Genomic DNA, 17,455 nt, shown 5'->3' with positions numbered 1-17,455 from the left:
TTGCTACCAGCCCAGCCAGGCCCGTGCAGACGCCAGGGGGCGGCGCAGCAGGTAGTAGCCCAGCACCACGGGCTGGCCATAGAGCTTGGCCGTGCCATGCAGGCCAAGCCGCCGGTGTTCGCCCTCGCCTTCGATGCTGGCGAGCAGCCGGTAGGCGACCACGCTTTCATCCGTTGCGCGGGCCTGATAGCTCGTCTCCAGGATCTTGCCGTGCAGCGGCTCCAGCGGATAGGCCGTGAGGTACAGCGTGACCTCCGCGCCCGGCTCCAGCGCAATCGCGTCCGCCACCGGCAACTGCACCAGCATCGCAGGCTGTGCAGGGTCGGCAACCAGCAGGATGCGCTCGCCCGTCGCCACCGGTTTGCCGATCCAGTCGTTGGGGTCGGCGTACACCGCCACGCCGGCACGCGGCGACACGACGTGCGTGCGCTGCAGTTGCGCCTGCACGGCGGCCCACTCCGAGCGGCGCTGCTGCGCCTTGCCGTTGAGCACCGTGAGTTCGCTCTTGCTCTGCGGGTTGTCGAATGCGCGCTGGCTTGCGGCCAGCAGTTCCGCATCGGCCACGGCGACTTCCTTGGCCAGCACTTCGGAGCGGCTGCGCAAAGTCGTTTCGTCGAGCGTGAACAAGGGCGTGCCGGCCTCCACCGGCTGATTGGGGCGCACCAGCATCTGCGCAATCACGCCGTCGATGGGCGAGCTGATGATCTGCGCCTCGCGCGAGACGATCTCCGCCGGCGCCAGTGCGGTCTGCCGCACGGGCAGCAGCATGCACAGCGCCAGGAGCACGGCCGCGAGCAACAGTTGGCGGCGACCGGGCCGCCAACGAATGCGCCGCCTGGCGATCAATGCCGACCAGCAGTACGCCCAGGTTTGCCACAGGCTCTGCAGCAGCGGCGTCAAGGGCTCCGGCACAGGCGAATCGAGCAGGAAGAGCACGAGCCCCAGTCGCTGGCCATTCCTGTCGTGCAGGGGAATGCACCAAACGCCCGGGGGCCACCATTCGGCCCAACCATCCGCAATCTCCGTGGCCGGCTTAAGCAATTCGCGCGACAGCCACACGGGCTCGGTCCCCGCGATGTGCGTGGAGAGCCACCGCGATGCGCGACGCAGCCACACGAGGTAGGGCGAATCTTCCTGCGGCTTGGCCAGGCCCGAAACGCACAGCAGTTCAAAGCCCTCGCCGCGCTGCGCCAGCACCAATGCCTGCCGGAAGTGCAGCAGCGGATACAGGTCGTTGGCCATCGAGAAGGCCAGCGCGTTGAGGGAATCCGCCGCCAATGCCTTGTCGCGCAGCGCGCTCAGGTTCAGCAACAGCTGCGGCGGGATCTGGACGCGATCGTTCACGGCGCAGTCGGAAAGCGCGCGATGCCGCTCATGCCGGCGATCAGGTCGGGGTACTTGTCGTCGAGCTTGGCTTCGAGCTCGACCGTTTGCGCCACCGCATCCACCCGCGCGTTGATGGCGCTGACGCGCGCCGGATAGGTCTTGCCCGTTTCCAGGATGCTCACGTTGAACGCCTGCCCCGGCTGCACCTGCTTGAGCAGCGTCGAAGGCACGTTGAGCCGCACCTTGAGCGCGCTGTCGCTCACGATGTCGAACAGCGGCGTGCCGGCGCTCACCGTCTGGTAGGGCTTGACGTAGACCTTGGCGATCCGCGCGGCAAAGGGCGCGCGCACGCTGCAGTAGCCCGCCTGCGTGACGGCCAGGGTGCGCGCCCCCGTGGCCTTGGCCATCTCGGTCATGGCGATGTTGACTTCCAGGTCGCCCACCGCGTTCAGGTCGCGCAGGCTGCGCTTGGCGTCCAGGTTCTGCTTGGACATGGCGAGTTCCGCCTCGGCCACGTTGGCGCGCGCCTGCGCTTCGTTGCATTGCAATGCGACGAGCAGCGCGCCCTTGGGGACCTGCTTGCCCAGCGAGGCGTTCAGGTCACCGAGCGTGCCGTTCATCTGCGCGGAGAGCGTCGTCTCCAGTTCCGCGACGAGCAGCACCCGGATGGCCGACGGGTCGATGGACGCGTTGACGGAAGGCGGCGGCGATGGCGGCTTCTGCGCAAGGGCGGAAGTGGCGGTGGCAAGGACAGCGGCGCTCAGGCACAGCGCCACCCAGCGTGGTTCAAGGCTTCGCAAGGCTGGGGCTCCCGTCTCCCGGCACGGCGCCCAGGAGCTTGGTGGTTTCGAGGTTGGTGGTGATCTTCTCGATCTCGCCGGCCAGCGTCTTGATGTCGAAGCTGCCGATCTCCGGCGGGAACACATCCAGGCCGACCGAGTTATACAGGCGCCCCCACGCGGCTTCGGCCGTGGCTTGAGCGGCCTCGCGCTGGTAGCGCGAAAGAAGATAGCGGCCCTCGGCGCGAATCACTTCCAGGTCGGAGCCCATGTTCGTCTTCTTGGCCGAGCGCGCGTAGTCCAGCAACTGCGAGTCGACGCGCAGGCTTTCGTTGGCGAACTGCATCTCCTGCATGGCCAGCGAATAGCGCAGCGCACCGATGCGCACCTGGGTCAGCACGGCCATCGACAGCGCAATGCGGCGCATGTCGTCGGTTTGCCGTTGCGATTCCTGCGTGGCGTTGAGCGAGGGGTATTGCAGCAGCTTGAGCAGGTTGAGCGAGACCTCGATGCCGACCGTGCGCCAGTGGCTGTTGTAGAGGAACTCATTCGAGTCGTACTGCGTCGACAGGTTGATGCCCACGTTGGGCCACAGCTGCGCTTTTGCGATCTCGATGTCGCGCTCGTTCACCCGCTTGCGATACCACTCTTCCATGATCTCGGGGCGCCTGACGAGCGAGACCTGCTCCAGCTGGGACAGGTCCTGGCTCAGCTTGGGCAAGGGCGGGTCGGGGTCGTCCTTGAGGTTCATCGGCTGGTTGGGCGGCAGCGACATCAGTGCCCGAAGCTCGGCCTGCGCATATTCCAGGTCTTGCCGCCGCGCCGTGAGCAGCGACACGGAGTCCAGCAGCGCGCGCTGGTAGGCCAGGATTTCCTGGCGCGGCAGCAGGCCCTTGTCCTGCGCCTCGCGTGCCTGCCGAATGGCGTCCTGCGTACGCGAGAGCAGGCCATCGACCTGTGGCAACAGGCGCTGGGCACCCAAGGCCCGCCAATAGGCGCCGCGCACGTCCTGCAGCACGTCCTGTGCCACCTTGCGGCGCCGCTCCTCGGCCATCAGGATCTGGTCGGTTCTCTGCGCGGTGCGGAAATACGCAACGCTGAAGTCCAGCACGCTCCAGCTCAGGCCCAGGTTGGCGATGGAGTGGTAGCGCTCCTCCGACGTCGAAGGCCGCAAGCTCACCTGCCGGTCCTCGATGCCGATGGACGTGCCGCCGGAATCGTTGTTGCGCCCCAGGCGGCCCGCCGATGCCACCAAGCGCGGCAGCATCTCGTAGGTCGACACATCGCGCAGGTTGGCGGCCAGCGCGCTTTCCATCAGTTTCAGGCGGTAGTCGAGGTTGTACTTCAGCGCGCGGGCTGCCGCTTCATAGAAGGTGATGGGGCCCGTCACCGGCTCCTGGTCCGCAAACATGCGCACCTGGTCGGACTTGGCGCGTTCAACCGTTTGCTCTTGCGTGTAGGGCTCCTGCTTGACCACGTTGCCACAGGCCGTCAGCGACAGCGCCACGAACAGGGTGCCTTGAGCTTTGAGTGTCTGATATTGCATGGCTATTTTTATGGGTACCAGAAGGGGGTGAGCCGCTGCGAAGCCATCTTGAGCTGCTCGGTGAAGGGGGAAGCAGTCTGGACGTCGCCGGCATCTTCGGGGTCTGCCGCGGCGCCCAAGTCGCCATTGCTTCCGCGCTGGGCTGGGCCCAGTGTGAGGTCCTGATTCGTGCCCGAGAACACCGACGGATCGCTCAGCAGACCGTCCACGCTCAGGCTGGTGCGGCCATGCCGCGTGAGGAATTGCGCCAGGTCGAGCCGGCTGTTGACCTGGCTCGCGAACACCGCGTCATGCACGAACTGCTCGCCCACCCGGCCCAGCCCCGCGCCGATCGACGTGCTGTGAATGCCGCGATCGAAGACCAACTCCACGTGGCTGCCGTCCAGGTCCTTTCTTTCGGCGGCGGCGAGCACCGCGTCGCGCTCCACCACAGGCCGCACGAAGATGCCCGGCACGAAGCCCAGCGTCTGCACCGCATCTTCAGCCGGTCGATCCCCGAGGAATCGCTGGTCGCCGCCGCCAGCCTGGATGAAAGGCGCCGAGATGTCCAGGGTGATCAACAGTTGCGCCTGGTCGGTGCCGCCCGTGCGATCGGTGATGGTGTAGGTGAAGACGTCCTGCAGGACCGGCCCGAAGCCGGCGGCGGCCAGCACCTGAGGATTGCTCAGGTCGATGCTGTACGTGTAGCTGCCGTCGGGGTTGATGACCAGCGTGCCGTAGCGCCCGGCGCTCGGCTGACCGACCGTTCCTGCGGCACCCGTGCCGGCCTCGGTGCCCTCGCGGATGGCGGTGACCTGGAAGGCGTCGCCGCCATCGATGTCCCTGTCGTTGGGCAGCACGCGGCCGCTGGCCTGCGGTGCGACGACCTGGTCGGTGGCGACGTTGCTGTCGTCGGCAGCAATGGGGTTGTCATCCGCACCGCGCACGACGACCGTCAGGCGGGCCATCGACGTCGCGCCGGCCGCATCGACCATGCGGTAGGTGAAGACCTCTGTCAGCGTCTCGTCGCCGGTGCGCAGGGCCTGCACCGCCGCGTTGTCGTTGTCGACCACGTAGCCGTAGCTGCCGTCGGCACGGAGGGTGAGTCGGCCGTACAAGCCGGCGAGCGATTGCCCGGCCGCGGCCTGGCTGCCCGCGCTGTTGGCAAACACCTCGACCTGCTTCGTTTCGCCGTTGGCGACGCTGTCGACATCGGTGTCGTTGTCCAGCACATTGCCTGTGGGATCGGTGCCTGGCGTGGCATTGGCCACGCCGCCCGCCTCCACCGCGATGGCGTTGTCGTCCGTGGCGATGGGCGTGTCGTTGTTGCCGTCGACGGTGATGGTCAGCGTGCTGGCGTTGCTCATGCCGAGCGGGTCCGAGTCCGTGTAGGTAAAGACGTCCGTCAGCGTCTGCCCCGACACGCGCAGCGCCTGCACCTGGGGCAGTGTGTTGTCCACCACATAGGTCCAGGATCCATCGGCATTGAGCGTGAGGTCGCCGTAGAGCCCGCGCAGGGAGCCACCCACTGTGCCTTCGGTGCCGGTGCCGGTTCGTTCGCCCGTGCGGAACCCGGTGATGGACAGGATGTCTCCGTCGAATTCGGTGTCGTTGTCGATGACGTTGCCGGACGGATTGACGCCGCCCGTGGCATTGTCCAGGCCGCCGGCCTCGATGGCGGTGGCGGTGTCCGCAGTGGGAAACGGCGCATTGTTGCGGCCGCGAACGACGATGGTCAGCAGGGAGACGCCATCCAGGCCGCCCAGGTCGGTGATGCGATAGGCGAATTCCTCCAGCACCGTTTCGCCGGGCAGGAGCGCAAGAACCACCGGGTTGAAGGGATTCACACGGTAGACGTAGTCTCCGTTCGAACCGATGATGAGTTCGCCGTACTGGCCCACCAGAACGGCGCCATTGACGCGGTCCGTTCCAGGCGCGACCGACAGGAAGCTGAGCAGGGGGTCAATGTCCGCGCCGGGACGAATGCCGGTTCCGATATCGACATCGTCGCGGTCCACATCGGAGTCATTGGCCAGGACGTTGCCGGTGGCGTCGACGCCGGGTGCGAACAGCAGCGCCGGGACGGCGAAGTCGAAATCGGCCCGGGCCACCGGTGCGTCCCACGCACCGTTGATGACGACGGTGACCTGTGCAACATCGCTGGCGCCTTCGGTGTCGTGCATGCGGTAGGTGAAAGTCTCGGTGAGCGTGTCACCCTGGCGCATGCGCTGCACGAGGAAAGCGTCGTTGTTGACGGCGTAGTAGAAGCTTCCATCAGGGTTCACGGTGAGCGAGCCGTACTGGCCCGTCGTCACCATGGTGCCGGTCACGTCGGTGAAGGCGCCGCCGTCGGCTTCGGCACCCGTGCGGATGCCATCCAGCGTCTTGCTGTCGCCTGCATCCACATCGGTGTCGTTGCCCAGCAGGTTGCCCGAGGGATCGACGCCCGGCGTCGTATTGAAATGCCCGCCCGCCTCCCGTGCCAGGAGCAGGTCGCCGACAGCGATGGGGGTGTCGTTGCGCCCTGCGATGGTCACCGTGAGCGCGGCGGTGCTGGTGGCACCCAGTGCGTCCTGCAGCGTGTACGTGAAGACTTCGCTGAGTGTTTCGCCGGGTACGCGAAGCGCCTGCACCGTCGCGTTGTCGTTGTTGACGGTGTAGTTGTAGGTGCCGTCGGCGTTGAGCACGAGCGTGCCGTAGGCACCTGCAAAGGGTGAGCCGAGCGTGCCCACGGTCAAGCCTTGGCGGAAGCCCGCAATGGACAGGGTCTCGCCGTTGGTGTCGACGTCACCGTCGTTGGCCAGCACGTTGCCACTCGGGTTCAGCCCCGGCGTGCCGTTCGCGATGCCGCCGGCCTCGATGGCCAGCGCGTTGTCGTCGACCGCACCGGGCGTGTCGTCCGCGCCCTGGATGGTGATGACAAGGGTCGCGCGGTCCGTCGCCGCCGCCGTGTCGGCCACGGTGTAGCTGAAGTTGTCGATGAGCGTGTTGCCGCCGGTGCGCAGCGCCTGCACGGCCGCCATGTCGTTGTCGACGCGGTAGGTGTAGCTGCCGTCGGCGTTCAGCGTCAGCCAGCCGAACTCGCCGCGCAGTTCGGTGCCGAGCGTGCCGGCAACGCCAACGCCAGCTTCCGTGCCGGTGCGAACCGTGGACACCGCCTTCGTCTCGCCGTAGTCGATAGGCCCGGCTGCGCCGCCATCGACGTCGGTGTCGTTGGTCAGCACGTTGCCGGTGGGGTCGGTGCCTGGCGTGCCGTTGTTCACGCCGCCCGCTTCCACCGCGGTGGCCGCGTCGTCGGCAGCCACGGGCGTGTCGTCGCGTCCGCTGATGGTGACGGTGAGCGTGGCGGTGCTCGTGGCGCCCAGCGCGTCTTGCAGCGTATAGGTGAAGACTTCGGTGAGCGTGTCGGTGGGCGTGCGCAGCGCCTGCACGGCCGCGTTGTTGTTGTCTACGGTGTAGGCGTAGCTGCCGTCGGCGTTGAGCGTGAAGCTGCCGTAGGTCGTGGTGAGCGGCGTGCCCAGCGTGCCGTTGGTCGCACCCAGCGTGTAGCCCGCGATGCTGAGCGCTTCGCCGCTGGCATCGACGTCGCTGTCGTTGGCGGTGATGACGTTGCCGGTGGGATTGACGCCCGGCGTGCCGTTGGCGATGCCGCCTGCCTCGACCGCATCGGCCGTGTCGTTGACGGCCACCGGCGTGTCGTTTGCGCCCTGGATGGTGATCGCCAGCGTCGCGCGATCGGTGGCGCCCGCGGTGTCGATGACGGTGTAGCTGAAGTTGTCGACCAGCGTGTCGGTGGCCTGGCGCAGTGCCTGCACGGCCGGCAGCGTGTTGTCGACGACGTAGGTCCAGGAACCGTCCGCGTTGAGCGTGAGCGAGCCATAGGCGCCGACCAGCGCCGTGCCGAGCGTGCCGGCCGTGCCGGTGCCTGCTTCGGTGCCGGTGCGCACGCTGGAGACCGCCTGTGTCTCGCCGTAGTCGATCGGGCTGGCGGCGCCGCCATCGACGTCGGTGTCGTTGGTGAGCACGTTGCCGCCGGGGTTGGTGCCGACCGTGCCGTTGGCGATGCCGCCCGCCTCGACGGCGGTGGCGGTGTCGTCGGTGGCAACGGGCGTGTCGTTGGTGCCCTGGATGGTGACGGTCAACGTCGCGGTGGTCGTGGCGCCCGCAGTGTCGCGCAGCGTGTAGGTGAAGACTTCGGTGAGCGTGTCGGTCGGTTGGCGCAGCGCCTGCACCGCCGCGTTGTTGTTGTCCAGCGTGTAGGTGTAGCTGCCGTCGGCATTGAGCAGCAGGCTGCCGTAGGTGGTCGTGAAGGCCGTGCCGACCGTGCCCGCGGCCGCGCCCTCGGTGTAGCTGGCGATGCTGAGCACTTCACCATTCGCCGGGCTGTCGACGTCGCTGTCGTTGCTGGTGATGACGTTGCCGCTCGGGTTGGTGCCGGCCGTGCCATTGGCGATGCCGCCGGCCTCGATGGAGACTGCCGTGTCGTTGACCGCAACGGGCGTGTCGTTGGCGCCGTGGATGGTGATGGTGAGCGTGGCCCGGTCCGTGACGCCGGAAGTGTCGGCGGTGGTGTAGCTGAAGCTGTCGGTCAGCGTGTCGGTGGACAGGCGCAGCGCCTGCACCTCGGCCTGGTTGTTGTCGACGCGGTAGCCATAGCTGCCGTCAGCATTGAGCGTGAGCCAGCCGAAGCTGCCGCGCAACTCGGGGCCGAGGATGCCGGCGGTGCCGGTGCCGGCCGCCTCGGTGCCGGTGCGTACGCTGGAAACCGCCAAGGCCTCGCCGTTGGCGGGTGCGTCCACGTCGCTGTCGTTGGTGAGCACGTTGCCCGTGGGATCGTCGCCGACTGTGCCGTTGGCGATGCCACCGGTCTCGATGGCGTCCGCGGTGTCGTCGACCGCTGCGGGCGTGTCGTCCGCGCCGTGGATGGTGACCGTCAAGGTCGCGGTGGTCGTGGCGCCGACCGCATCGCGCAAGGTGTAGGTGAAGACTTCGGTGAGCGTGTCGGTCGGCAGGCGCAGTGCCTGCACCGCGGCGTTGTTGTTGTCGACCGTGTAGGTGTAGCTGCCATCGGCATTGAGCAGCAGGCTGCCATAGGTGCTGGTGAAGGCGGTGCCGACGGTGCCGGCCGTTGCGCCTTCGGTGAAGCTCGCGATGCTGAGCACTTCGCCATTCGCATCGACGTCGCTGTCGTTGCTGGTGATGACGTTGCCGGTCGGGTTGAGGCCCGGCGTGCCGTTGGCGATGCCGCCCGCCTCGATCGCATCCGCCGTGTCGTTGACGGCCACCGGCGTGTCGTTCGCGCCTTGGATGGTAATGGCCAGCGTGGCCCGGTCGGTGGCGGCCTGCGAGTCGGCCACGGTGTAGCTGAAGTTGTCGACCAGCGTGTCGGTGGAAAGGCGCAGCGCCTGCACCGCCGGCAGCGTGTTGTTGACCGCGTAGGTGTAGCTGCCGTTGGCATTGAGCGTGAGCGTGCCATAGGCGCCAAGCAGCGGCGTGCCGATCGTGCCGTCGGTGCCGGTGCCCGTTTCGGTACCGGTCCGGAACCCGGTCACGGTCTTCGTGTCGGCCGTGTCGATGTCGGTGTCGTTGGTGAGGACGTTGCCGGCCGGGTCGGTGCCCGCCGTGCCGTTGGCGATGCCGCCGGCCTCCACGGCAGTGCCCGCATCGTCGACCGCCACCGGGTTGTCGTTGCGACCCTGGATGGTGATGTGCAGTTGTGCCTGGTCACTCAGCAGCGCCACGTCGTTGACCTGGTAGGTGAAGAACTCGTCGAGCGTCTGCCCGGCCTGCAAGGCCTGCACTGCCGGGTTGGTGTCGTCGAGGGTGTAGGTGTAGTCCCCTGCCGCGCTGATCTGCAGCGAGCCGTAGGTGCCGGCGATGGTCGTGACGCCGCTCGCGGCCACCGCGGTGAGTGCGCCCCCTGCGGCCTCGGTGCCGCTGCGGATGCCGCCGACCACATCCACCTCGCCGTTCGCGGGGCTGTCGACGTCGGTGTCGTTGGTGAGCACGTTGCCGGCCGCGACGGCGCCCACGGTGGCGTTGTTGGCGCCGCCGGCCTCGATGGCGGTGCCTGCGTCGTCCGTGGCGACCGGCGCATCGTCGGCGCCCTGGATGGTGATCGCGAGCGTGGCCCTGTCCGATGTGACGGCCGCGTCGGTCACGGTGTAGCTGAAGTTGTCCACCAAGGTGTTGGCGCTGGTGCGCAGGGCCTGCACCTCGGCCTGGTTGTTGTCGAGGCGATAGCTGTAGCTGCCGTTGGCGTTGAGCGTGAGCCAGCCGTAGGTGCCGCGCAGTTCGGTGCCGAAGATGCCCGCCGTACCGGTGCCGGCTTCGTTGCCAGTCCTGAACTCGGTCACCGTCTTCGTATCGCCGGTGTCGGCATCGGTGTCGTTGGTGAGCACGCTGCCGGCCGGGTCGGTTCCTGGCGTCGCGTTCAGCACCCCACCGGCCTCGACGGCAGTGGCCGCGTCGTCTACGGCGACCGGTACGTCGTTGGCGCCCGTGATGACGATGTGAAGGTTGGCCAGGTCGCTCAGTCCGCCGGTGTCGGTCACCGTATAGCTGAAGGTCTCTTCCAGCGTCTGGCCCGCGTTCAGGCCCTGCACCAGCGGGTTGGCGTTGTCCGGCGTGTAGGTGTAATTGCCGTTGGCGAAGATCTGCAGCGAGCCGTAGAGGCCGGCGATGGTGGTGGAGCCGCCCGCGGCCACCGGCGTGATCTCGCCACGGTCATCCTCCGGCACGTCGCGGATGCCGGTGACGGTCTTGGTCTCGCCGTTCGCCACGGTGTCGACATCGGTGTCGTTGGTGAGCACGTTGCCGATTGCGGGCGATCCCGCGGTGGCGTTGTTGACGCCGCCCGCCTCGACCGCACCGCCTTCGTCGTTGACCCCGACCGGCGTGTCATTGGCAGGGAGGATGGTGATGGTCAGCGTCGGCGCGGCAGTGGCGGTGTCGGTGGCGCCTTCCACGTCGGTCATCGTGTATTCGAAAGACTCGGTGAGCGTCTGGCCCGTCGCGCGCAGCGCCTGCACCAGCGGGTTGCCGTTGTCGATGGTGTAGGTGTAGCCGCCGTTCAGGCTGAACGACAGCGTGCCGTACTGGCCGGCGAGGTCGACCGTGCCGGTCGGGGTCGGCGTGGCCGTGATGCCGGTCGCAATGCTCTTCACCGTCAGCAGGTGAAGCGTGTCGGCGTTGGTGGCAATGTCGACGTCAAGGTCGTTGTCCAGCATGTTGCCTGTCGGGTTCACGCCCGGCGTGCCATTGAAGGGCCCACCGGCCTCGGTCGCGTTGGCCACATCGGGCACGCTCTGCGGCGGATCGTTCACGGGCTCCAGCACGATCTGCAACACGTCGCTGTCCTGCAACTGGTCCTCGACCGGCTCGGCCGGGATGCCGTCGCCATCGGCATCGCCGAAGTTGCCGCGGTCCCTGGTGAGCACGGTCAGCGTGTCATTGCCGTTGAAATTGAGCGCGCCGAGGTAGGTGACGCGGCCCAGTGCGATGTTGAGGTCGGCCAGCGTGCCGCTGAGCGTCATCGTGGCGCTGCCGTTGCCGGTGGCTGTCACGCCGGTGGTGGCTTGCGACAGGTCGAGCACGCCGCGGGTGACCGTCAGCGTGACATCGAGCAGGCCGGTGCCCGCATCCACGTCGGCAATGCTGATCGCGGCGATGGGCAGCAGCACGTCCTCCAGGCCGTTCTGCGTGCCGGGCACCGTGTTGACCGGTGCATCGTTGCGCTGCACATAGCCCACATTGGCCACGCCCGTGGCGCCCTCGCCGACGTCGGCCACCATCTGGCCCAGCGGCGTGGCGGTGTCGGTGTCGATACGCACACGCAGCTCGCCGACCGGTTGCGCGAGCGTGACCACGCCGGGCGCATCGATGCGGAACTGCCCTGCTGCAAGAGCGCTGAAGTTGAAAACGCCGGTGGCACTGGTGGTGGCGGTGAAGGTCTTGTTGTCGGCCGTCGTCGCCAGGTCGCCGTCCGCGCCGGCATAGGTGAGCGTCACCGTCTGGCCGGCCAGCGCCAGACCGTCCGGCGTGGTGCTGGTCGTCGCCGAGTTCGAGTCGTCCCACAGCGTGCCGGTGATCAGACCAAGGCCCGCGCCTTCGCTGAGCACGTAGGTGTTGGGCGCGGTGCCGGTGCCGATCCGCTCGCCCTGCGCTGTGCCGTCGCCCCCGACGACCGAGCCGCCCCATGTGGTGAAGTTTTCGGGCAGGCTGCTCCACGTCAGCGTGGCATCGGTGTTGGCGAAGGCTGCGTTGGTGGGCACGTCGACGCTGTACAGCACGATCACTGCAACGCCGGGATCCAGCCGGTCGAAAGTGACCGCCACGCCACCTGGGCCGGAGGTGAAGGTCACGCCGGGCGGCAAGGTGCCCGGCGTGTAGACCGTGCCGCCGATGGACACGCTGACGGGCGTGAACCCGGTCGCACCCGCAAAGCCATCGACCAGTTGCACGTTGTAGGCGGGCGCGGTGCCGTTCTGCGTGAAGCGCACCGACACGTCGGCATGGCTGGTGGTGGCGGTGGCGTTTGGCGTGAAGCTGTCGACCTGTTTGACCACGCCATTGAAGCCGGGCTCCACGACCGATTCGAACAAGGTTTCACCAACCGAGCGCACATCCACTGCGCCCACCAGGTGGGTCGCCGTGGCCCCCAGTTGGCTCGCCGGATTTCCACGATTGGAGGCAACGTTGGCCACTCTTGCCGAGAACTCGATCGTCAGGCCCTCCAGGTCGGCATCCTGGTCGGGGTTGATCACCGTTCCGAGGAAGAAGGTGATGACGGTGCGGCCGTTCGCATCGGTGCCCACGGTGAAGCGCGACGGGTCGATCGTGGCGTCGGGCGCGGCACCGCTGAGATCAGGCGTGATCGGCTGCGCAATCGCACTGTTGCGACTGCCCACGACGTTCAGCGTGCCGCCCGTGGTCAGGCCGGGCGCGCCAATGATCGCGCCGCTCGTCGAGATGAAAGCGAGCTTGACCGTGCCATCGTTCAGGAATTGCAGCCCCGGGTCCAGCGTGACCTGAATGCGGTAGTCGTTGGTTTCACCCTCCCCGATCGCCGACACCACGCGATAGCGCACGATCTCGCCGATGGCCACCTGCTCATCCAATCCGGCGGTGCCTTCAGGCGATATGGGCGTGTCGACCAGCCCGCCGACGCGCGACAATTCCACGCCGTTGAGCACTTCGATGCGGATGCTGCCCGCGTTCTGGTAGTTGTTCAGCGTGCCGCCACTGAGCGGTCCGTCCACGCCGGTGCGCTCGCCAGCCTGCGCCGTGCTGTCGGCGCCGTTCAGGCTGGTCCATTGCACCGTGGCAGTGTTGTCGATGCTGGGCACGTTCTGGGCTGTCGCGGAAACGGTTCCCGTGACGCGCAGCACGATGCTGCCGCCCTTGACGATGTCGATGTTGGCGCCGCTCACGCTTTGCAGCACGCCGCCCACGATGGCGAAGTCGCTGCCGCCGTTGTTGGTGGCGCCGCCCGCATAGGTCACCCCGGCAAGCGTCAGTCCGTTCAGCTGGGCCGGCAGCACGTCGTTGAGGCTGATGTCATAGGCATCGAAGTCGCTTGCACTGCTGCCGTTGCTGATGGTGATCGTGTACTCCACGGCGTCGCCGAAGTCGACGCCCAGTGGAGGAAGGGCATTGGTCGACTGCGTGACGGTGAGCGTTGGTTCGCGCACGGTGGCGGTCGGCTGCGCGCCCCCGCGCGCTATCACGCGCTCGATGGGCGTGGTGCCATTGGGCGTGTCGGAATCCGGGTCGCTGTAGACCAGCTGGGTGTTGTTCACCAGCGTGGTGCCCGCCTGGTTGGCAATGACGTTATCGGCGATCAAGCGCACACGGATCACGAAGCTGTTGTTGCCGATGACGTTGTCGGCTGCGGTCGAATTGGCCGTGAAAGTCATCCGCGCATCGACGCCGTCGGCGCCTGCCGTGCCGCCAACGCCGGCCACCGAACCGATGGTCAGCGTGCCGTTGAAGTCGGCCGTGAGCGCGCCGCTGCCAGCCGCCGTGGTGATGAGTTGGTAGCCGATGCCGTTGAAGCTTGTGTCCAGGCTCATGCCGGGCGGCACGAGGTCGTCCACGCGCAGGTTCAGCGCTGTGCCTTCGGGCATGGTGACGACGATGTCGTAGAGCATCGTCTCGCCAATGACCACATCGGCACCCGTGGTGCTGGCCGAACTGGAATCGGTGTCGTCCAGCGTGCCGCCGGCAAAGACCTTGGTGATCGTCGGCACGCCGACCTGTTCGAGGGCGACCTCCGTCAGGTCGGCCGGCGTGAAGTCGCCACCGCCATTTGCGCCTGCGTAGTTGCTCAGCGTTGCGGTGCTTTGCAGCGTGCTGCTGGTCGCAATGGCAGCGTCGACCACCACGTCATAGGTGATGACGACCAGGTTGGCGCCACTGGTGTCGCCAGCGCTGCCGGCACGGCCGGGCAGCAGCGAGGGAAAGCCGACCGGGTCGAGGAAGGTGACAGTGTTGCCCGTCACGCTGAAGTCCGTGCCGAGCAACAGTTGCGTGCCGTCGCCGCGGTACACCTTGATGGTGTCAGTCAGCGCACCGCCCACGAAGCTCAGGCCCACAGGCAGCGTGATGGACGTCGTGACATCAAAGGCGCCGCCCCCGCCGGTGTTCTCGATGGCGGTGGCCAGCCGCAGCGTGTCGCCGCCGTCGAAGCCCTGGATGTCGCCGTTGACGGCAAGCAGATCGGTCACGCTGCCGGTGAAGGGCACGCCCGAGCTGCCGGGCGCGGCCCAGGTGCCCGTAGTGCCGGTGATGCTGCCGCCCGTGCTCGACACCACGCCGTGCGAGATGCCCAGCACCGGCTCGGCCACGGACTGGATCACCACCGCGTCCTGCGAGAGCAGGTGCGTCTGGTCGATGGTCGTCAACTGGTCCGACTGCGCCTGCGCGGTCACCGAGCGCTGGTCGCCGAAGGGCGTGTCGCTGACCTTCAGCGTGAAGCGCACTTCGATGCGCGAGCCGTTCACGCCGGGGTTGTCGTTGTCGCCGAAGTCGAACACGATCGAGTTGCCCGCGCCGTTCGTCACGCTTGAGAGCGTGTCCGGGCTCGTATGGCCGGGCCCGAGCACATATTGGCCCACGCCGGTGCCGCCGGCCCAGGTCACGGCGGACAGGTCGAACAGGGGCAGCGGCAGGTAGCCCGTCAGGATGAACTGCTCGTAGTCGCCCGTGACCAGGTCGTAGCTGATCTGGAAGGTGACGATGTCGCCGGGGTGCAGCTCCACTGTGCCTGGCGGCAGGCTTCCGTTCACGTCCACGATCTCGATGTCGACCCTGCTCGGCGTGACTTCGGTGCCGGTGGTGTCGCTGTCGGTTGCCGAGCCGCCCGTGAGGTTGACGCGGTCTTCCAGCAAGGTCGCCGAAATCGTGGCGTTGTTGCCGACGGAGTCCCCCTCGTTGATCGGGTCGGGGTTCGGCACGGTGATGTTCTGGCCGATGATGGTCCTGTAGGTGATCGTCATCGTGGTGGCGCCATCGCGCACCGGATCGAAGGCCAGGTCGCCGGCCAGTGCGCCGGAGGTCTCGCCGGCGTTGCGCAGCGTTTGGCCGATGTCCAGCGTCAGCGTGGTCGTGCCGTCCGGGTGGGGCGTGACCGTGGACACCATCGCGGCGGTCTTGGTGACACCGCCCACCGTGTAGCTGAGCACGCCGCTGCCGGCAACGAAGGTCTGGCCGTCGCTCAATTCGTCGACGCCGGTGAAGCCGCCCTCCGTCAGCACGTTTTCGCCGAAGGCGAAGTAGTCCGACATGTTGACCTGGATCGTGTAGGTGAGCGTGTCACCCGGCGTCGGCGCGGGGCTGCCGACATTGGTCGTGACCACGGCCTCCTTGTAGAGCGCGAGGGGCTGCGCGGTGAAGCTCGCTGACCCACCGGTGCCGCTGGCCGTGATGGTGCCGGACGCGACATCGCGCGGATCGAGCGGCGTCCAGCTGGCACTGGCTTCCGGCGGCGCCACCGTGATGGTCACGGGTGCGCCACTGACGGGGTCGATCACCGGCACGCCGTTCGCATCGACCTCGGGCACGTAAAAGGTGACGGTGCTGACGGCCGTGCCGGTCAGCGTGGCATAGGTGATCGTGTAGTTGGTGATGTAGTCGCCGGCCGTGAACGCGGCCTGGATGTCGCCGGGCGCCGTGAGCACCGCGCCCGTCGAGGTCGTGATCGAACTCAGCACACCACCCGCCCCGGGTGCGATGCCCGTGACCAGGATGTTGTTGGGCACGTCCTGGCTGATGACCACATCGGTCACGGTCTGGCCGGCGGCTGCGCTCGCCGTGACGTTGATGGTGTGCGGATAGTTTGGCCCGGTCACCGTCTGACCGTCGGTCATCGGCACCGACTGCGAGAGGCTGACAACGGTGGGATGGATGTTGAAGTTGTGCGTGCCGGCCTCGATAAGCGTCGGGTCGAGGGTCGGGTCGTCTGCCGACTCGTTGCCGAACTGGAAGCCGCCCCGCGCCCTGATCAGCAGGTCCGGCGCCGGATCCGATGCCGTGGTGTCCGCCAGGTTGCTAAGCCGTCCCGTGACGACGATGTCGACGCTCGGCTGGCCCTGCGTGATGCTCGCATTGGGCAGCTGCAACACGATCAACTGGTCGCCCGCCCGCATGCCGAAGTTCGCCGCGTGCAGGACCACCGCCGCGCCGGTGATGTCCTTGGCCAGCGGATGGGTGGCGTCGCCGTTCGCGTCGAAGGTCACCGTGTAGGTCTTGATCGCCTGGCCGAGGTAGGTTGCCGAAACGAAGGTCGCGCCGTCGTCGCCGTCCTTGCCGGTCGCCGGAAGGAACACGTCGATGAAAGGCGCGAAGCCGACCTGCGAGGACGGATTGGTGAAGCTCGCGGTGAAGCTGAACTGGCCGCCCAGCAAGACGTCTGTGCCTGCCGAGGACAAGGTCACCGTCGGGCTGGCATTGTCCAGCAGGCCATCGAAGCTGGCGAGGGTGCCGGCGCTCAGGGCGATCGGCTTGTCGATCACGCCGACGCTGGTTTCCAGCGTCCAGTTGCCGCCCGCGGAAGCGCTGCCCGTGGCATCGCGGGACGCGGCCACGTCGGCCCCGGTCCAGTGCGCCAGCTCGTTGACCAGGATCTGGCCCGTGGGCCCGGCGCCGACGTCGCAGCCGTAGAGCTGGATGTCGGCGCCCGGTTTCAGCGAGACGTGCCAGCTCTCCAGCACGGGCGCCAGCTGATCCACGTTGTCGCTCGACACCGTCTGGCTGCCCAAGGTGAATTGACCCGCCGCGCCATGCGACAGGATCTGGATGGAATCGACCTGGCCCAATTGCTTGAGCGCCGCCGAGATGGCCGCGAGGCCGTCTTCCCCCGGCTTGACCACGAGCACGGAAACGCCGGCCGGCGGTGTGGCCGTCAGCGATTGCGATTGCTCGATGCGGCTGTCGACCACCAGCAAAGTGTGAGCCGGCGCGGGTGCGGGCGCTGCCGTTGCGGCAGCGGGCTCCCCGACTGCACGCGGCGGCGTTGCCGGATGTTCAGCTGCGGAGTCGGCCGCCTGGGCCGGATCGTTGTTGTGGTGCTGGTCGGCCGCGCTGGCGGCGGCACCGTCGAACATGATGCGCGGCTCGAGCGCCATCGCCTGTCGTTGGGGCTTGAAGGCATCGCGGCTGGACGGCGCGGGCTTGTCGAAGGCCACTCCTCCCAGCCTGCCGATTCCGTCAATGAGTGCCGCGAGGATCCCCATAGTCAGACGCCCTTCTTCTGCGTAGTCGACGCAGACCACTTCGCGGGCCGGCAGTCTCATTCAGAAATATGTTTCCCAATGTTGTCTTGCTT

General features: G+C 67.5%; 4 protein-coding genes. All 4 read right to left on the bottom strand.

All coding sequences use genetic code 11. The features are described 5' to 3' along the window. Positions 1-3 precede the first annotated feature (3 nt). The 4 genes from QTI66_RS00495 to QTI66_RS00480 are packed head-to-tail and all read right to left on the bottom strand — an operon-like array spanning position 4 to position 17,423. Positions 4-1,344 carry an efflux RND transporter periplasmic adaptor subunit gene (locus QTI66_RS00495; protein WP_286556690.1) on the bottom strand — a complete coding sequence of 447 codons (1,341 nt, stop codon included), beginning with the start codon at positions 1,342-1,344 and terminating at the stop codon, positions 4-6. Beyond that, complete coding sequence (locus QTI66_RS00490; RefSeq protein ID WP_286556689.1) at positions 1,341-2,126, bottom strand: efflux RND transporter periplasmic adaptor subunit; 786 nt, start codon at positions 2,124-2,126, stop codon at positions 1,341-1,343. Before QTI66_RS00490 ends, QTI66_RS00495 begins: the two co-directional genes overlap by 4 nt. Beyond that, on the bottom strand, positions 2,113-3,651 hold the full coding sequence (locus tag QTI66_RS00485) for a TolC family protein (RefSeq protein ID WP_286556688.1): 1,539 nt from the start codon (positions 3,649-3,651) through the stop codon (positions 2,113-2,115). The genes QTI66_RS00490 and QTI66_RS00485 overlap by 14 nt, the downstream gene beginning before the upstream one ends. An 8-nt stretch (positions 3,652-3,659) precedes the next feature. Further along, positions 3,660-17,423: a cadherin-like domain-containing protein gene (locus QTI66_RS00480; protein WP_286556687.1), complete on the bottom strand. Its 13,764-nt coding sequence runs from the start codon at positions 17,421-17,423 to the stop codon at positions 3,660-3,662. Positions 17,424-17,455 lie beyond the last annotated feature (32 nt).

Source organism: Variovorax brevis, assembly GCF_030317105.1.
In the GTDB taxonomy this organism is placed as follows: domain Bacteria; phylum Pseudomonadota; class Gammaproteobacteria; order Burkholderiales; family Burkholderiaceae_C; genus Variovorax; species Variovorax brevis.
Note: the sequence above shows the minus strand (reverse complement) of the source record. Positions and strands in the feature narration are given on the sequence as shown.

Coding starts and splice junctions, on each gene's coding strand:
- QTI66_RS00485 (WP_286556688.1), bottom strand. CDS start 3,651: ATGCAATATCAGACACTCAAAGCTCAAGGCACCCTGTTCGTGGCGCTG.
- QTI66_RS00480 (WP_286556687.1), bottom strand. CDS start 17,423: ATGAGACTGCCGGCCCGCGAAGTGGTCTGCGTCGACTACGCAGAAGAA.